Genomic DNA, 15,845 nt, shown 5'->3' with positions numbered 1-15,845 from the left:
CCCTGCCGGGCCTCAGTGGCTAAGGTCTCGGGCTGTTCTGACGTACCGGAAGTGCCCATGTCTTCACGCAAACCCCTCACCGCCGCGCTGGCGCTTGGCCTGACCCTCGCCGCCGGCGCCCATGCCGATGAAGGCATGTGGATGCCGACCCAGCTGCCGGACCTGGCCAAACCGCTGAAGGCAGCCGGCTTCAAGGGCAACCCGGGCGACCTGGCCAACGTTACGGCGCCCCCGCTGAGCGCGGTGGTGCGGGCCGGGGGCGGCACCGGTTCATTCGTCTCCGACGACGGCCTGCTGCTGACCAACCACCACGTGGCCATGGGTGTGATCCAGTACAACACCTCGCCCGACCACAACCTGATCAACGACGGTTTTATCGCCAAGGGCCGCAGCGACGAGCGCGCGGCCAATCCGGATTTCCGCGTGCTGGTCACGGTCGGGTTCGACAAGGTCACCGATGAGGTGCTGCGCGATGCGCGCGGCAAGACCGGGCGGGCGTACTTCGATGCCGTCGACCGCGCCAGCAAGCAGCTGGTGGCCGAGTGCGAGAAGGAAGGCAACATCCGCTGCAGCGTGGCGGACATGTACTACGGCACCGATTTCTACCGCATCCGCCAGCTCGAGCTGAGCGATGTGCGCCTGGTCTACGCGCCGCCGCGCGCGATCGGCAACTACGGCGATGAGATCGACAACTTCATGTGGCCGCGCCACACCGGCGACTTCACCCTGCTGCGTGCCTACGTCGGCAAGGACGGCAAGCCTGCGCCGTACAGCGTGGACAACGTGCCCTACCACCCGCCGGCGCACCTGAAGATGGCGGTCGACGGCCCGAAGACCGGCGATTACGCGATGTTGGCCGGTTACCCGGGCATCACCTACCGCCATCGCACCGCCGCCGAATTCGCCAGCCAGATCGATGCGGTGTTGCCGCGCCGCGTGTCGGTGTTCCAGCAGATGATCGACACCATCGAGTCGGCAAGTGCCAAGGACGCGCAGGCGCGTACCCGGTACGCCTCGCAGCTGCAGTCGCTGAAGAACAACCGCAAGCGTGCCGCTGGCGAGCTGGAAGGGCTGCTGCGCAGCGATGCCAAGGCCCAGCGCGCCGCGGATGAAGCGGCGATGCTGCAGGCCACGGATGCGCGCTACCAGGACGACATCCAGTCGCTGCTGACCTCGCTGTCCAGCGGTGCCTCGGTGGGGGAGCGCGATCTGCTGCTCGACCTGATGGCGGCGCAGAGCCAGCTGCTGCGCTCGGCACTGACCCTGGAGCGCCTGCGCATCGAATCGGCCAAGCCCGACGCCGAGCGCGACAGCGGCTACCAGCAGCGCGATCTGGCGCTGATCGAAGGCGTGCTCAAGCAGGTCCAGCGCCGCTACGATCCGGCCATCGAAAAAGCCCTGCTGACCACGCTGCTGACCCGTTACCAGCAGCTGCCCGACGCGCAGCGCGTGCCCGAGTTCGACGCTGCCTTCGGCCGGACCCCGGCTGCGCTGGCCAAGACCCTGGATACGCTGTACGCCAGCACCCGCCTGGGCGACGAAGCCGAGCGCCTGTCGCGCTTTGCCGCGGCCAAGGAGGGCAAGGCGCTGGCGCGCGATCCGCTGATCGACCTGGCCGGCCCGCTGGTGGCCGCGCAGCTGCGCCTGGATGACGAACGCAAGACCCGCGAAGGCGAGCAGCTGCGCCTGCGCCCGGCCTACATGCAGGCGCTGTTCGCCTGGCGGGCCAAGCAGGGCCGCGCGGTGTACTCCGACGCCAACCGTACGCTGCGCATCAGCTACGGCAAGGTCGAGGCGCTCTCGCCGCGCGATGCCGTGCATTTCGACCCGGTGACCACCGTGGCCGGAATCGTGGAGAAGAACACCAACGCCTACCCGTTCGATGCGCCCAAGCCGCTGCTGGCCGCGATCGCCAAGGGCGATTTCGGCTCCACCGCCGACCCGGTGCTCAAGACCCAGACGGTCAACTTCCTGACCAATCTGGACACCACCGGCGGCAACTCCGGCTCGCCGGTGCTCAATGCCAAGGGCGAGCTGATCGGCCTCAACTTCGACAGCAACTGGGAGTCGGTCAGCGCCAGCTGGTGGTTCGACCCGCGCTTCAAGCGCGCGGTGCACGTGGACATGCGCTACCTGCGCTGGCTGCTGGCCAAGGTCTACCCGGCGCCGGAGCTGTTGAAGGAAATGGGCGTCCCCGCCGAGTAAGCGACGCCGGCCGGCCCTGTGGCGCCACGACCAACGGTCGTGGCCTACACTGCGGGCTGCTCTTGCGGAAACAACCCTGTGGTTTCTAGCTGGATCCTGCTGCTGGTCTCGGTGGTCTACGCCGCGCTGCTGTTCGCCGTGGCGTGGTGGGGCGACCGCCGCCCGATGTATCCGGACCGGCCATGGCTGCGCCCGGTGGTCTACAGCCTGGCGCTGGCGGTGTACTGCTCGTCGTGGACGTTCTACGGGGCGGTCGGCACGGCGGTGCGCAACGGCATCGGCTATCTGCCGATCTACCTGGGGCCGCTGCTGCTGTGGGTGTTCGGCTGGCGCATCATCGAGCGCCTGGCACTGATCGCACGCAGCCAGAACGTGGTGTCCATCGCCGATTTCATCTCTTCGCGGTTCGGCCGCTCGCGGCGCCTGGCCGCGCTGGTGGCGGTGATCGCACTGATCGGCATCGTGCCGTACCTGGCATTGCAGTACAAAGCCGTGGCGATGAGCCTGCAGGTGCTGACCGGCAACGTCGGCCCGACCGGCTTCTTCACCGACCCGGCGCTGTACGTGGCGCTGCTGATGGCCTTGTTCGCCACGTTGTTCGGCACCCGCCAGGTGGACGCCACCGAGCACCACCACGGCATGATGCTGGCGATCGCGCTGGAATCGATGATCAAGCTGATCGCGATGGTGGCGCTGGGCCTGTTCGCCTACCTGTGGCTCAACGACCGCACCGATGCGGTGATCGAGTCGGCGCATACGCTGTTCACCGGGCTGCCACCGGTCGGCTTCATCTCGCAGACGCTGCTCAGCTTCCTGGCGATCATCTGCCTGCCGCGCCAGTTCCATGTAGCGGTGGTGGAGTGCGGCGACGTGCGCGACATCCGCCGCGCGCGCTGGATGTTCGGGGCCTATCTGGTGATCATTTCGGCGATGGTGATTCCGATCGCCACGGCTGGCGTGACCCTGTTCGGCACCGGCGGCAGCGTCGCCGACGACAGCATGGTACTGGCGCTGCCGCTGGCCGAGGGGCGCAAGTTCCTGGCGCTGGTGGCCTACGTGGGCGGCTTCTCGGCCGCGACCGGGATGGTGATCGTGGCCTCGATCGCGCTGGCCACCATGGTCAGCAACGATCTGGTGATGCCGGTGCTGCTGCGCCGCAGTGGCGACCACCAGGAGGCGGCCGACGTTGCCTCGCGCGTGCTGTGGATCCGGCGCACGGCGATCCTGCTGCTGGCCCTGGTGGCCTACAGCTACTACCGCGGCAGCAGCAACGACAGCACCCTGGCCTCGTACGGGCTGATGGCCTTCGCTGCCGTGGCGCAGTTCGCGCCAGGCTTGATCGGCGGCCTGTACTGGCGGGGAGCGAGCCGCCGGGGCGTGGAGGTCGGCATGCTGTTCGGCTTCGCCACCTGGGTGTACACGTTGCTCTTGCCCGCGCTCACGCATGCCGGCTGGATGGACGAGGCCTGGCTGGTGCACGGGCCGTTCGGGATCGGCTGGCTGCAGCCGCAGCATCTGTTCGGCATGAGCGGCTGGGACCCGTTGACCCACGGCACGTTCTGGTCGCTGCTGGTCAATGTCGCGGCGATGGTGCTGGTTTCCGTGCGCTGGCGCCCGGGCGTGGACGAGCGCCTGCGTGCCGCGCCGTTCCTGGATCCATACGCACAGCGGCCTTCAGTGGCCGGTGTGTGGCCCGGCAACGTGCATGTGGGCGACCTGCTGGCGCTGGCCTCACGGGTGGTCGGTGACCGCCATGCGCGCCGGTCCTTCTTCGAGCAGGCGCAGTCGATGGATCGCGAGCTGCAGGCCTCCGCGCCGGCGGACCGGGCGTGGGTGCAGTTCACCGAGCGCCTGCTGGCGGCCTCGATCGGCGCCGCCTCCGCACGCCTGCTGCTGACCAGCCTGCTGCGCGGCTCGGGCATGGACCTGGGGGAAGTGGTGGCGGTGCTCGACGAAGCCGGACAGGAGCTGCGCTTCAACCGCGAGATTCTGTCCACCACGCTGGAGAACATCAGTGCCGGGGTCAGCGTGGTCGACCCGGACATGCGCCTGACCGCCTGGAACCGCCGTTACCAGCAGATGTTCGGGTACCCCGACGGGATGCTCTACGTCGGCCGCCCGGTGGCCGACCTGATCCGCTACAACGCCGAGCGTGGCGAGCTGGGCGAGGGCGACATCGAGGTGCAGATCAACCGCCGCATCGGCTACATGCGCGCCGGTTCGCCGCACATCTTCGAGCGCACCCGCAGCGACGGCAAAGTGATCGAGATGCGCGGCCAGGCATTGCCCGGCGGTGGCTATGTCACCAGCTACAACGACATCACCGACTACAAGCACGCCGAGCGCGCGCTGCTGGAAGCCAACGAGACGCTGGAGCAGCGCGTAGCCGAGCGCTCGCACGAGGCCGAGATGGCGCAGCAGTCCAAGACGCGCTTCCTGGCGGCGATCAGCCACGATGTGCTGCAGCCGCTCAATGCCGCGCGCCTGTTCGCCTCGGCGCTGCGTGAGAGCCACCACAACAACGAAGAGCAGCGGCACCTGGCCGAGCGCGTGGATGCCTCGCTGCGCGCCGCCGAGGAGCTGCTGGATGGCCTGCTGGATGTCTCCCGCCTGGACGCCGGCGGCCTGCACCCGGTGATCGGCGATTTCGATGTCAGCCTGCTGATGCGCGAGCTGGCGGCGCAGTACTCGCCCGTCGCCGCCGGGCGCGGCCTGCGCATGGATCTGTTCGCGCGCCCGGCCTGGGTGCGCAGCGACCGCCGCCTGCTGCGGCGCGTGCTGCAGAACTTCCTGGCCAACGCACTGCGTTACACCCGCCAGGGGCGCATCGTGCTGGCCGTGCGCCATCGCGGGCCGGAAGTAGAGCTGCAGGTCTGGGATACCGGCCCGGGCATCCCCGAGCACCACATGCAGCAGATCTTCGACGAGTTCCACCGCTACCAGCAGCCGTTCGACTGGGGCGAGCAGGGCCTGGGGCTGGGCCTGTCGATCTGCCAGCGCATCTCGCGCCTGCTCGATCACCGCCTCAACGCCCGCAGCCGCGTGGGCAGCGGCAGCATGTTCTCGATCCTGCTGCCCCTGGTGGCCGCACCGCAGCTGCCGGCCGCGACGTCCTCGCCGGCGCCCAGCCCGGTCACCCGTGCCGATTCGCTGGCCGGGATGCGCGTGCTGTGCGTGGACAACGACCAGGAAATCCTGGACGGCATGCGCGCGCTGCTGGGGCGCTGGCAGGTGCAGGTGATCACTGCCAGTACCGTCGACCAGGCGCTGGAGAAAGTCGTCGAGCGCCCGGATGTGATGCTGGTGGATTACCACCTGCATGACCGCCTGGATGGGCTGGATACGCTGGTGGCGCTGGGCCAGAAGGCCGGCCGTGCGATTCCGGGTGCGCTGCTCACCGCCGATGGGCGCGATGAGCTCAAGCGGATGGCGCGCGACCGTGGCTACCGGTTGTTGACCAAGCCGATCAAGCCGGCCTCGCTGCGCGCCTTCCTGGCGGCCTTCCACGACACCCGCGGCGATCTCTAGCCGCAGGCGTCCTGGGGAGGCGGCGGCAGGCGGTCAGGCCATGGCGCCGCTGAGATGTTCGTACAGGATGGTCGAGCCGATGATGATCAGGATCAGGCCGCCGATGATCTCCGCGCGCTTGCCGACCATGCCGCCCAGCACGCGGCCGAGCATGATGCCCATCGTCACCATGGTCAGCGTGCACAGGCCGATGATCAGCGCCATGACGCCGATATGCACATCGAGGAAGGCCAGGCCGATGCCCACCGCCATCGCATCGATGCTGGTGGCGAAGCCGGTCACCGCCAGGCGCCAGAAGCCATGGTGTTTGCTGGTGTCCTCGTCGTCCGCGCCGTCGTCTGGGCGTAGGCCATTGATGATCATGTGCACGCCCAGCGCACCGAGCAGGCCGAAGGCGATCCAGTGATCGAAGGCCTCCACGTACTGCAGCGCGGCGCGGCCGAGCAGCCAGCCGATCACCGGGGTGATGCCTTCGATGACACCGAAAATGAGGCCGGCGCGCAGCGCGTCGGAGAAACGGGGCTTGCGCATCGCCGCGCCTTTGCCGATCGCCGCGGCGAAGGCATCGGTGGACATGGCAAAGCCGATCAGCAGGATCGAAACAGGCGACATTGGGGTACGCGGCAGGTCGGGCGATATCGAGCAACGGACCGCGAACGCGCCCAACCTGTCGTTGCGCACGCGGACCGCTGGTCTCGCCAACCACGATGGTTGCCCGCACCACGGCGCACTGGCCGAGTATGTTGATGCGGGCGATTCCTGCAGCAGGAATCCGGCTACTCCCCAAGGGGACGCGAAGCTTAGCACCGGGGTTGTGGCGTTGCGCGTTTACCGGCAATTGCGCAGGTCACGCTGGATTTCATAGCCCCGGCTATAAGCCGTGACGGGTAGAGCCGACCGTTGGTCGGCTGCACGGCGTGATCGGGCTCTGCAGCCGACCAACGGTCGGCTCTACGCCACCGATCCGCGTGGTGCCCTCACTCCTCTTCGGGCGGCAACACGATCTGCTCGTCATCAATGGCCAGCTTGCCGGCCATCAGCACCGCCTGGGTGCGGTTGGTGACGCCCAGCTTGCGCAGGATCGCGGTGACGTGCGCCTTGATCGTCGCCTCGGAGACATTGAGGTCGTAGGCGATCTGCTTGTTGAGGCGGCCGGCGCCGAGCATCTGCAGCACGCGGAACTGCTGCGGGGTCAACTCGCGCAGGCGCTGGCCGATCTCGCGCTCTTCGCGGCCGGTTGGCGGCACGTTGTGTGCCTCCGGCGGGGCCCAGGTTTCGCCATCGAGGATGGTGCCCAGCGCATGGCCGATCGTGTCCGAATCGGCGGATTTTGGGATGAAGCCGAACGCACCGTGGTCGAGCGCGCGGCGCATCACGGTCGGTTCCTCACGCGCGGAGACCACCACCACCGGCAGCTGCGGGTGCAGGGCACGCATGTGCACCAGCGCATTGAAGCCCTGCGCACCGGGCATGTTGAGGTCCATCAGGACCAGGTCGGCGTCGGTGTGCTGGTCGGCCAGCTGGTACAGCGCTTCCACGCTGTCCGCTTCGTACAGCTGCACGCCGGGGATGACACGGCTCACGGCGCCGCGAAGGGCTTCGCGGAACAGCGGGTGGTCATCGGCAATCAGGAGGGTAGGCATGGTGGGGGCCATGTTGCGAAAGGGGTAACACGCTGAAACGGAACGAGTGTATCGAGACGGCAGCCCCCTGAGTCAGGGGGCGGCCGCGCGGCGGCGGGGGTGTGGGTGATCGTGAGAAAGGGCCCACGGTCCGCTTGCGGACCCCTCACTTCACCTTGCGTTCTTCCACCAGCGAGGCCACGACCGACGGATCGGCCAGGGTCGAGGTGTCGCCAAGCTGATCCGGGGCGTTCTCGGCGATCTTGCGCAGGATGCGGCGCATGATCTTGCCCGAGCGTGTCTTCGGCAGGCCAGGGGCCCACTGCAGGTGGTCCGGCGCGGCGATCGGCCCGATCTCCTTGCGCACCCAGGCGACCAGTTCCTTGTGCAGCTCCTCGCTCGGCGTCTCGTCGGCGATCAGGGTCACGTAGGCATAGATGCCCTGGCCCTTGATGTCGTGCGGGAAGCCGACCACGGCCGCTTCGGCCACCTTGGGATGCGAGACCAGCGCGCTTTCCACTTCGGCGGTACCAATGCGGTGGCCGGAGACGTTGATCACGTCGTCCACGCGGCCGGTGATCCAGTAGTAGCCATCCTCATCACGACGGCAGCCGTCGCCGGTGAAGTAGCTGCCCGGGTAGGTGCGGAAATACGTATCGATGAAACGCTGATGGTCACCGTAGACCGTGCGCATCTGACCCGGCCACGAATCGCGGATGATCAGGTTGCCTTCGGTGGCCCCTTCCTGGATCTCGCCATCGGCGTTGACCAGGGCCGGCTGCACGCCGAAGAAGGGCAGGGTGGCCGAGCCCGGCTTGAGATCGACCGCGCCGGGCAGCGGCGAGATCAGGATGCCGCCGGTTTCGGTCTGCCACCAGGTATCCACGATCGGGCAGCGGCTGTCGCCGACCACCTCGTAGTACCAGCGCCAGGCTTCGGGATTGATCGGCTCGCCGACGCTGCCAAGCAGGCGCAGCGAACTGCGCGAGGTGCGCTTGACCGGTGCATCGCCTTCGCGCATCAACGCGCGGATCGCGGTGGGGGCGGTGTAGAAGATGGTGACCTGGTGTTTGTCGATCACCTCCCAGAAGCGGGACGTGTTCGGGAAGTTCGGCACGCCTTCGAACATCACCGAGGTTGCGCCATTGGCCAGCGGCCCGTACACGATGTAGCTGTGGCCGGTGACCCAGCCCACGTCGGCGGTGCACCAGTAGATGTCGTCCTCGCGCAGGTCGAACACCGCTTCATGGGTGTAGGCCGCATACAGCAGGTAACCGCCGGTGGTGTGCAGCACGCCCTTGGGCTTGCCGGTGGAGCCGGAGGTGTAGAGGATGAACAGCGGATCCTCGGCATTCATGCGCTCGGGCTCGCACTGGGTCGGCTGCGGGTCCACCACATCGTGGAACCAGCGGTCGCGCGGGGCCTGCATGTCCACCGCGCCGCCGGTGTGGCGCACCACCAGCACCGTTTCCACGGTGGTGGTGCCGGGCAGCTTCAGCGCCGCATCGACGTTGGCCTTGAGCGGGATCTTCTTGCCACCGCGCAGCCCTTCATCGGCAGTGATGATCAGCTTGCTGCCGCAGTCGATGACGCGGTCGGCGATCGAGTTCGGGGCAAAGCCGCCGAACACCACCGAGTGGATCGCACCGATGCGTGCGCAGGCCAGCATGGCCACGGCGGCGTCGACGATCATCGGCAGGTAGATGGTGACCCGGTCGCCCTTCTTGACGCCGAGGTTGCGCAGCGCGTTGCCGAGGCGGCAGGTGCGCTCATACAGCTCGCGGTAGGTCACGCCCTGGGCGGGTGCATCGGGGCTGTCCGGTTCGAACAGCAGGGCGACCTTGTCACCGCGTTTGTCGAGCTGCCGGTCCAAACAGTTGACGCTGGCGTTGAGTTCGCCGTCTTCGAACCACTTGATGCGGAAATCATCGAGCTGGTAGCTGACGTTCTTGATGCGGGTCGGTTTCTTGAACCAGTCCAGGCGCTCGGCGGCCTTGCCCCAGAAGGCGTCCGGGTGCTCCACCGATTCACGGTAGCGCTGCTGGTACGTGTTCCTGTCGATCCGCGATGCCGCGGCGAACGCGGCGTCGACGGGGTAAAGATCAGCCATGGCACCCTCACTTGCACGTTGACTTGGGTTGTGCGGTCGCAGCATAAGCGGCGACCTCTCCCCCTCAGTTTGCCGCATCCACCCGCCTGCGCGGTGTCGAGGTGGTTAGACCATGGTCGAACGCCGCATGCCCTGGTATGACAGGGCCGTCGAGCCCGGCAGCTCACGACCGTTCGCTGCGGTAGCTCGCGACCATTGGTCGTGAGGCACTGCGTACCGGCCAACGGTCGGTACCTGCGCGGTGCCTGCGGCACCTGCCGGTCGCCTGCCGGCGCCCGGGTCGTACTCGCCCCTTGGGGCGAGTACGACTAATGGCCAATAGCTTCGGTGCGTCAACGCGCCGCACCCTCGGCTCGACCGTGCCCCACGCGCGGCATCACTTTGCCACCCGGGAGAGAGGGCAACATGAGCCACCGTTTGCTGAGGACGACACGCCGACCGTTGGCCGCCGCCCTGTTCGTCGCACTGATCGCGCCAGGCATGGCGTTCGCTGAAACCGCAAAAGAGAAAGCGCTGGAAGCCCGCGTCGTCGAGCTTGAACGCCAGGTCCAGCTGCTGCTGAACAACCAGCAGCAACAGCAGGCCCAGATCAGCCAGGCCCAGACCGATGTCACCGCCGTGCGCACGGTGCAGGCGCAGCAGCCGGTGGCGGCCACCGTGCCGGCCGGCAAGCAGCCGATCCAGGTCACCACCATCACCCCCGGCGCCGCGCCGGGCACCACGGTCAAGATCGGTGGCTTCATCAAGGCCGACTTCCTGGCCACCCAGACCGGCGATGGCCAGCTGGCCGACGACGCTACCGGTCGCGCGCTGTACCTGCCGGGCCAGACCCCGGTGGCCGGTGCCGGCGGCAGCGGCAAGCGCTCGGACGTGGACTACAACGCCCACGCCAAGTTCTCGCGCTTCAACCTTGGCATCGACAATGTCAGCGAGGCCGGCAACAAGTCCGGTGCGTTCTTCGAGATGGACTTCTTCGGCAATTCGCTGGGCAACCAGACCGCGACCAATACCTACGGTGCGACCCTGCGTCACGCCTACATGTACTGGAACAACTGGATGGCCGGCCAGACCTGGTCGAACTTCATGGACGCGGCCTCGCTGCCGGAAGCGGCCGACTTCGTCGGCCCGACCGATGGCGTGATCTTCGTGCGCCAGGCCCAGATCCGCTACACCCAGGGAGGCTTCAGTGTCGCGCTGGAAAACCCGGAAACCACGCTGCTCACCGGCACCCGCAACCCGGTCACCGGCGTGTGGACCAACGTGGCCAGCAACTCCGACCGTGGTGCACTGCCGGACCTGACGCTGCGGTATGGCTGGAAGGGTGACTGGGGCACCTTCGGGGTCGGCGGCGTGGTTCGCCAGCTCAAGGTCGACAACCAGACCACCGGTGCCGACGCGGACAAGATCGCCGGCGGCCTGACCCTCGGCGGCAAGTGGGTGATGGGCCCGACCGACACCCTGCATTACCAGGTCACCGGCGGCGAAGGCATCGCGCGCTACATCGGCCTGGGTGTCACCGCCGATACCGCGTATGACATCGCCCGTGACGAACTCAACCCGACCGGTGTGCTGGCCGGTTACGTGGGCTGGCGCCACGCCTTCACCCCGAAGCTGCGCACCAACCTGATCTACGCGCGCAGTGATTACGACAACGACGGCAGTCTGGGCCCGCTGGTCACCAAGAGCGTGCAGAGCATCCGCGGCAACGTGTTCTACACGCCGATGCCCAAGGTCGATGTCGGCGCCGAGCTGATGTACGGCGTGCGCGAGATCGAGGATGGCCGCAAGGGCGATATCAGCCGCCTGCAGTTCACGACGAAATACAGCTTCTAAATGCGTGCCGACCAACGGTCGGCACCTACCAACAACGATTGCTTCGGAGGGGAAGCGTCCCATGTCAACAACACCTGCACCGGCGAAAGCCCAACTCACCCAGGGACACAAGAAGGTCATCTTCGCGTCCAGCCTGGGGACCGTCTTCGAGTGGTACGACTTCTTCCTGTACGGCTCACTCGCCGCGATCATCGCCAAGCAGTTCTTCAGCGGTGTCAATGAAACCACCGGCATGATCTTCGCCCTGCTGGCGTTCGCGGCCGGCTTCTTCGTGCGCCCGTTCGGCGCGGCCTTCTTCGGCAGCCTCGGCGACCGCATCGGCCGCAAGTACACCTTCCTGGTCACGATCCTGATCATGGGCATCTCGACCTTCCTGGTCGGCGTGCTGCCCAACTACGCCTCGATCGGTTTCGCCGCCCCGGTGATCCTGATCATCCTGCGCCTGGCCCAGGGCCTGGCGATGGGTGGCGAATACGGTGGTGCCGCGACCTACGTCGCCGAGCACGCACCGGCCGACAAACGTGGCCTGTACACCAGCTTCATCCAGTGCACCGCCACGCTCGGCCTGTTCATGTCGCTGCTGATCATCCTGGCCTGCCGCTACTTCCTGGGCAATGAAGCGTTCGAAGCCTGGGGCTGGCGTATTCCGTTCCTGGTCTCGATCGTGCTGCTGGGCATCTCGGTGTGGATCCGCCTGCAGCTGAGCGAATCCCCGCTGTTCCAGCAGATGAAGGCTGAAGGCAAGGGCTCCAAGACCCCGTTCCGTGACAGCCTCAAGGACGGCAACCTCAAGCTGATGCTGCTGGTCCTGCTCGGTGCCGCAGCCGGCCAGGCCGTGGTCTGGTACGGCGGCCAGTTCTACGCGCTGTTCTTCCTGAGCAGCATGCTCAAGGTCGACGCCACCACCTCCTACCTGCTGATCGCTGCAGCGCTGGCGCTGGGCGTGCCGTTCTTCATCTTCTTCGGCTGGCTGTCCGACCGTATCGGCCGCAAGAAGATCATCCTCGCCGGCTGTCTGCTGGCCGCGATCACCTACATCCCGATCTTCAAGGGCCTGACCCACTTCGCCAACCCGGCCATCGAAGAAGCCCGCACCAACTCGCCGGCGCTGGTCAATGCCGATCCGAACACCTGCTCGTTCCAGTTCGATCCGGTCGGCCTGCGCAAGTTCACCAGCTCCTGCGACGTGGCCACCGCGGCCCTGACCAAAGCCGGTGTGCCCTATGACGTGAAGCCGGCACCGGCTGGTACGCTGGCGACGGTCAACGTCGGGACCACCGCGGTGACCTCCTACGAGGCTGCAGGCCTGACCAAGGAAGACCTCAAGGCCAAGGGTGATGCCTTCGGCGGAGAGCTCAAGGGTGCGTTGGGTGCCGCCGGTTACCCGGCCAAGGCCGACAATGCGCGCATCAACATCCCCGGCACGATCTTCATGCTGTGGCTGCTGGTGCTGTATGTGACCATGGTCTACGGCCCGATCGCCGCCTACCTGGTCGAGCTGTTCCCGACCCGCATCCGCTACACCTCGATGTCGCTGCCGTACCACATCGGTAACGGCTGGTTCGGTGGTTTCCTGCCGGCGATCTCGTTCGCACTGGTGGCCGGTACCGGCAACCTCTACTACGGCCTGTGGTACCCGATCATCATCGCGCTGATGACGGTCGTGGTCGGTGGCCTGTTCCTGCATGAAACCAAGGACGTGGACATCACCAAGTAACGGTGATCCACCCGGCAGGACGAAGGGGCCGCGATGCGAATCGCGGCCCTTTCTATGTCCTGGGTAGTGCCGGCCGCTGGCCGGCTCTGCATGAGATTCCGGAGACGCGTGCATGGCTGCGGGCCAGCGGCCGGCACTACCGATCCCGCCATCACGCAGCCTGCCGCTATAGTCGGCCCATGAGCGATGCCCACACCGATCCTGCCGCGCTTCCCGCGATCGTGCAGACCCTGCGCGCCGCGTGGCAGGCCAACCGCCCGACGCTGGAACAGCGCCGCGATGACCTGCAGCGCCTGCGCGCGGCCCTCAAGGCCCGCCTGCCGGAGATGGCCACGGCGATCTCGGCCGACTTCGGCCACCGCTCCACCCACGAATCGCAGATCGCCGACGGCATGACCGTGCTCGGCGACATCGACCATCTGTGCAGCCACCTGCGCGGCTGGATGCGGCCGCGCCGGGTCGGGGTCGGCTGGCGGTTCTGGCCGGCACGCGCCCAGACCCGGCCGGTTCCTCTGGGTGTGGTCGGAGTGATCTCGCCCTGGAACTACCCGGTCAACCTGGCGTTGATTCCGCTGGCGACCGCGATCGCCGCCGGCAACCACGTGATCCTCAAGCCGTCCGAGCACACGCCGCGCACCAGCGCCTTCCTGCAGTCGCTGCTGGCGGAGGTGTTCCCCTCCGATCGCGTGGCGGTCGTGCAGGGCGATGGAGACCTCGCCAGCGCCGTGGCCGGCTCGCCGCTGGACCACCTGGTGTTCACTGGCTCCACCGCCATCGGCCGCAAGGTCATGGCGGCCGCCGCCGAGCACCTGACCCCGCTCACGCTGGAGCTGGGGGGCAAATCCCCGGCCATCGTCTGCAGCGATTACCCGCTGGAGAAGGCGGCCGCGCGGCTGGCCACCGGCAAGTTCTTCAATGCCGGCCAGACCTGCATCGCGCCGGACTACGTGCTGATCGACGGCCATCGCCAGCGCGAACTGGTGCAGCAGCTGCAGACCCAGGTGCAGGCGCGCTATGGCGATTTCAGCGACGCCGCCGATTACACCCGGATCATCCACGACGGCCAGTACCAGCGCCTGCGTGGCTATCTCGAAGAGGCCCGCGCGCGGGGCGTGCCGGTGATCGAACTGGCCACGGTCGATCCCGAGCGAGCGCAGCGCGAGCGGCTGATCGTGCCCACCATCGTGCTCGATCCGCCGGCGGATCTGGCGCTGATGCGCGAAGAGATCTTCGGTCCGATCCTGCCGGTCTGCGCGTATCCGGATCTGGACGCCGCCATCGCAGAGGTACAGTCCCGTGACCGCCCGTTGGCGCTGTACGTCTTCAGTCACGAACGTGCGCAGGTGGAACGGGTGCTGGCGCAGGTCGTGGCCGGCGGCGTCACCGTCAACGACACGCTGCTGCATTTTGCGGTCAATGGCCTGCCGTTCGGCGGGGTCGGCCCGAGTGGCATGGGCGCGTACCACGCGCGCGCCGGTTTCGATGCGATGAGCAAGCAGCTGCCGATCCTGTGGCAGTCACGTTGGGCGGCCAGCGATCTGCTCAAGCCGCCGTATTCGAAGATCGCCGGGATGTTGAAGGCGATGGTGCGGTGAGAGCCGCCGGCATGGACGCCCGCTACAGACGCCTGAGCGCGGCCAGGAACGCGTCGGGATCCTCCGGGGATACCAGCAGCGTGTAACCGGCCGTGGTCGGCAGGATCACCACCTTCGCGGGATCGGTCACTGCTGCAAATGCTTTCCCCTTGCCGGTGCGGAACCACCCCAGTGAAAGGCCCGGCATGCCAATGCCATTGGTGCGTAGACCCAACGCAGTGTCATCGCTGCCGGGCAGACGCCGTCGCGCGCCGGCATGATCGATCTGTGCCATCGGAACGGAAACGGAATACGCGCCGCCGCCGACGGTCAGGGTCGTGGCGTCCGCCGTCAGCCGGATCGCGCTGAGTTGCCAGACGCCAAGCAGGCCGATGGTGACGGCCAGAGAGGTGGTGCCGAGCGCGGCCAACTGGGACATCCTGTCCTGCCCGAGGAAGTAGACCGCCGCGCCGACCAACAGCAGCGGGACGACGCCGATCAGCAGCACCGCAGCGAGTGTCTTGTAATTCAACGCGTGGATCGCGAATTCAGCTGGCATGGATGCGGAACTCCTTCTGGCATATGTCGCGGTCACGGGCGACATCTCGAGAATCTTCCTCCAGTCGACAGCGATGCAAGTGGGGAAGCTCCTCGCTTTCATGTGCGAAAGCACCTACAGAACTGCGAGTCATCTGCAACATTTGCAGTGTGATATTCCCTTGCCCACTGGATAACGTGTTGCGCCGCTGGCCCCGGCACCTCCGCTAGCGAGTGGCGCTGCGGGCCAATCAGGTCATGTGGCGCAAAGCACCCTCAACGCCCCGGCTGCGGCGATCGGTCTTCGTGGAACCACGCATGGGCCGCAGCTTCCAGATCGCCTTCCTCGGCGATCACCGAACCGTCCTCGTCCAGCAGGGTGTAGTGGCGCTGGTCACCGCCCAGCGCAGCGCTGCCATCCAACCCGAGCAGCAGGGTATAGAGGGTGTCGGTGGTGAAGACATCGAGCATCTCCCGCAACAGCTGGGTCTGCTCGGGCGACAGGTCCATCGCGGCGATCCTTGCTGCGCACGCCGTGCCTTCGGTCCATGCCATGGCGAGCAGGTTCGCTTTCTCCGCGTACCACCTTGCTACGAAGGCATCTGCGTTCATTGAATATCTGCGCTACCGGGGGTGGGCCACAGCCTAGCGGCGACGCAGGCGTGTGGCAAAAATCTGCGTGCCCGGACGCGAGAGGCTGCCGGCCAGCAGCCGGCAGG

Annotated in this window: 10 protein-coding genes; 5 read left to right on the top strand and 5 right to left on the bottom strand. The window is 67.0% G+C overall.

Annotated elements, in window-relative coordinates; genetic code table 11:
- The first annotated feature begins 57 nt into the window (after positions 1–57).
- Together BIZ42_RS09125 and BIZ42_RS09120 are read left to right on the top strand one after the other, a co-directional pair.
- Positions 58–2,205, top strand: a complete 2,148-nt coding sequence (locus tag BIZ42_RS09125; RefSeq protein ID WP_070426243.1) for a S46 family peptidase — start codon at positions 58–60, stop codon at positions 2,203–2,205.
- Positions 2,206–2,283: 78 nt separating this feature from the next.
- Positions 2,284–5,733 carry a PAS domain-containing hybrid sensor histidine kinase/response regulator gene (locus BIZ42_RS09120; RefSeq protein WP_070426242.1) on the top strand — a complete coding sequence of 1,150 codons (3,450 nt, stop codon included), beginning with the start codon at positions 2,284–2,286 and terminating at the stop codon, positions 5,731–5,733.
- Positions 5,734–5,766: 33 nt separating this feature from the next.
- Here the strand turns inward: BIZ42_RS09120 and mntP are convergent, their stop codons facing one another.
- From mntP to acs, 3 genes are all read right to left on the bottom strand, one after another.
- A complete protein-coding gene (mntP, locus tag BIZ42_RS09115; protein ID WP_019185602.1) occupies positions 5,767–6,345 on the bottom strand; it encodes a manganese efflux pump MntP in 579 nt (192 codons plus the stop codon).
- A gap of 365 nt (positions 6,346–6,710) precedes the next feature.
- Complete coding sequence (locus BIZ42_RS09110) at positions 6,711–7,376, bottom strand: response regulator transcription factor (RefSeq protein ID WP_019185603.1); 666 nt, start codon at positions 7,374–7,376, stop codon at positions 6,711–6,713.
- A 145-nt stretch (positions 7,377–7,521) separates the two neighbouring features.
- Entirely contained in the window at positions 7,522–9,465 is a 1,944-nt protein-coding gene (acs, locus tag BIZ42_RS09105; protein ID WP_070426241.1) for an acetate--CoA ligase, read from the bottom strand.
- A gap of 405 nt (positions 9,466–9,870) precedes the next feature.
- Here acs and BIZ42_RS09100 point away from each other — a divergent pair, with 405 nt between their 5' ends.
- The 3 genes from BIZ42_RS09100 (at position 9,871) to BIZ42_RS09090 (ending at position 14,610) form a co-directional block, all read left to right on the top strand.
- Positions 9,871–11,298, top strand: coding sequence for a DcaP family trimeric outer membrane transporter (locus BIZ42_RS09100; protein ID WP_070426240.1), 1,428 nt, complete (start codon positions 9,871–9,873; stop codon positions 11,296–11,298).
- Between the two features lie 61 nt (positions 11,299–11,359).
- Positions 11,360–13,015, top strand: coding sequence for an MFS transporter (locus tag BIZ42_RS09095; RefSeq protein ID WP_070426239.1), 1,656 nt, complete (start codon positions 11,360–11,362; stop codon positions 13,013–13,015).
- 179 nt (positions 13,016–13,194) lie between these two features.
- Complete coding sequence (locus BIZ42_RS09090; protein WP_070426238.1) at positions 13,195–14,610, top strand: coniferyl aldehyde dehydrogenase; 1,416 nt, start codon at positions 13,195–13,197, stop codon at positions 14,608–14,610.
- A 22-nt stretch (positions 14,611–14,632) separates the two neighbouring features.
- On the opposite strand, the gene BIZ42_RS09085 is transcribed toward BIZ42_RS09090, so the two are convergent.
- Together BIZ42_RS09085 and BIZ42_RS09080 are read right to left on the bottom strand one after the other, a co-directional pair.
- Complete coding sequence (locus tag BIZ42_RS09085) at positions 14,633–15,148, bottom strand: PH domain-containing protein (protein WP_070426237.1); 516 nt, start codon at positions 15,146–15,148, stop codon at positions 14,633–14,635.
- 254 nt (positions 15,149–15,402) lie between these two features.
- Positions 15,403–15,636, bottom strand: a complete 234-nt coding sequence (locus BIZ42_RS09080) for a hypothetical protein (protein ID WP_156785711.1) — start codon at positions 15,634–15,636, stop codon at positions 15,403–15,405.
- Between the last annotated feature and the right edge of the window lie 209 nt (positions 15,637–15,845).

It is taken from the genome of Stenotrophomonas sp. LM091 (genome assembly GCF_001806305.1).
In the GTDB taxonomy this organism is placed as follows: domain Bacteria; phylum Pseudomonadota; class Gammaproteobacteria; order Xanthomonadales; family Xanthomonadaceae; genus Stenotrophomonas; species Stenotrophomonas bentonitica_A.
The sequence above is the reverse complement of the archived record's forward strand: the minus strand, read 5'-3'. Positions and strand labels throughout refer to the sequence as shown.

Coding starts and splice junctions, on each gene's coding strand:
- BIZ42_RS09125 (WP_070426243.1), top strand. CDS start 58: ATGTCTTCACGCAAACCCCTCACCGCCGCGCTGGCGCTTGGCCTGACC.
- mntP (WP_019185602.1), bottom strand. CDS start 6,345: ATGTCGCCTGTTTCGATCCTGCTGATCGGCTTTGCCATGTCCACCGAT.
- BIZ42_RS09110 (WP_019185603.1), bottom strand. CDS start 7,376: ATGCCTACCCTCCTGATTGCCGATGACCACCCGCTGTTCCGCGAAGCC.
- acs (WP_070426241.1), bottom strand. CDS start 9,465: ATGGCTGATCTTTACCCCGTCGACGCCGCGTTCGCCGCGGCATCGCGG.
- BIZ42_RS09100 (WP_070426240.1), top strand. CDS start 9,871: ATGAGCCACCGTTTGCTGAGGACGACACGCCGACCGTTGGCCGCCGCC.
- BIZ42_RS09095 (WP_070426239.1), top strand. CDS start 11,360: ATGTCAACAACACCTGCACCGGCGAAAGCCCAACTCACCCAGGGACAC.
- BIZ42_RS09090 (WP_070426238.1), top strand. CDS start 13,195: ATGAGCGATGCCCACACCGATCCTGCCGCGCTTCCCGCGATCGTGCAG.
- BIZ42_RS09085 (WP_070426237.1), bottom strand. CDS start 15,148: ATGCCAGCTGAATTCGCGATCCACGCGTTGAATTACAAGACACTCGCT.
- BIZ42_RS09080 (WP_156785711.1), bottom strand. CDS start 15,636: ATGGACCTGTCGCCCGAGCAGACCCAGCTGTTGCGGGAGATGCTCGAT.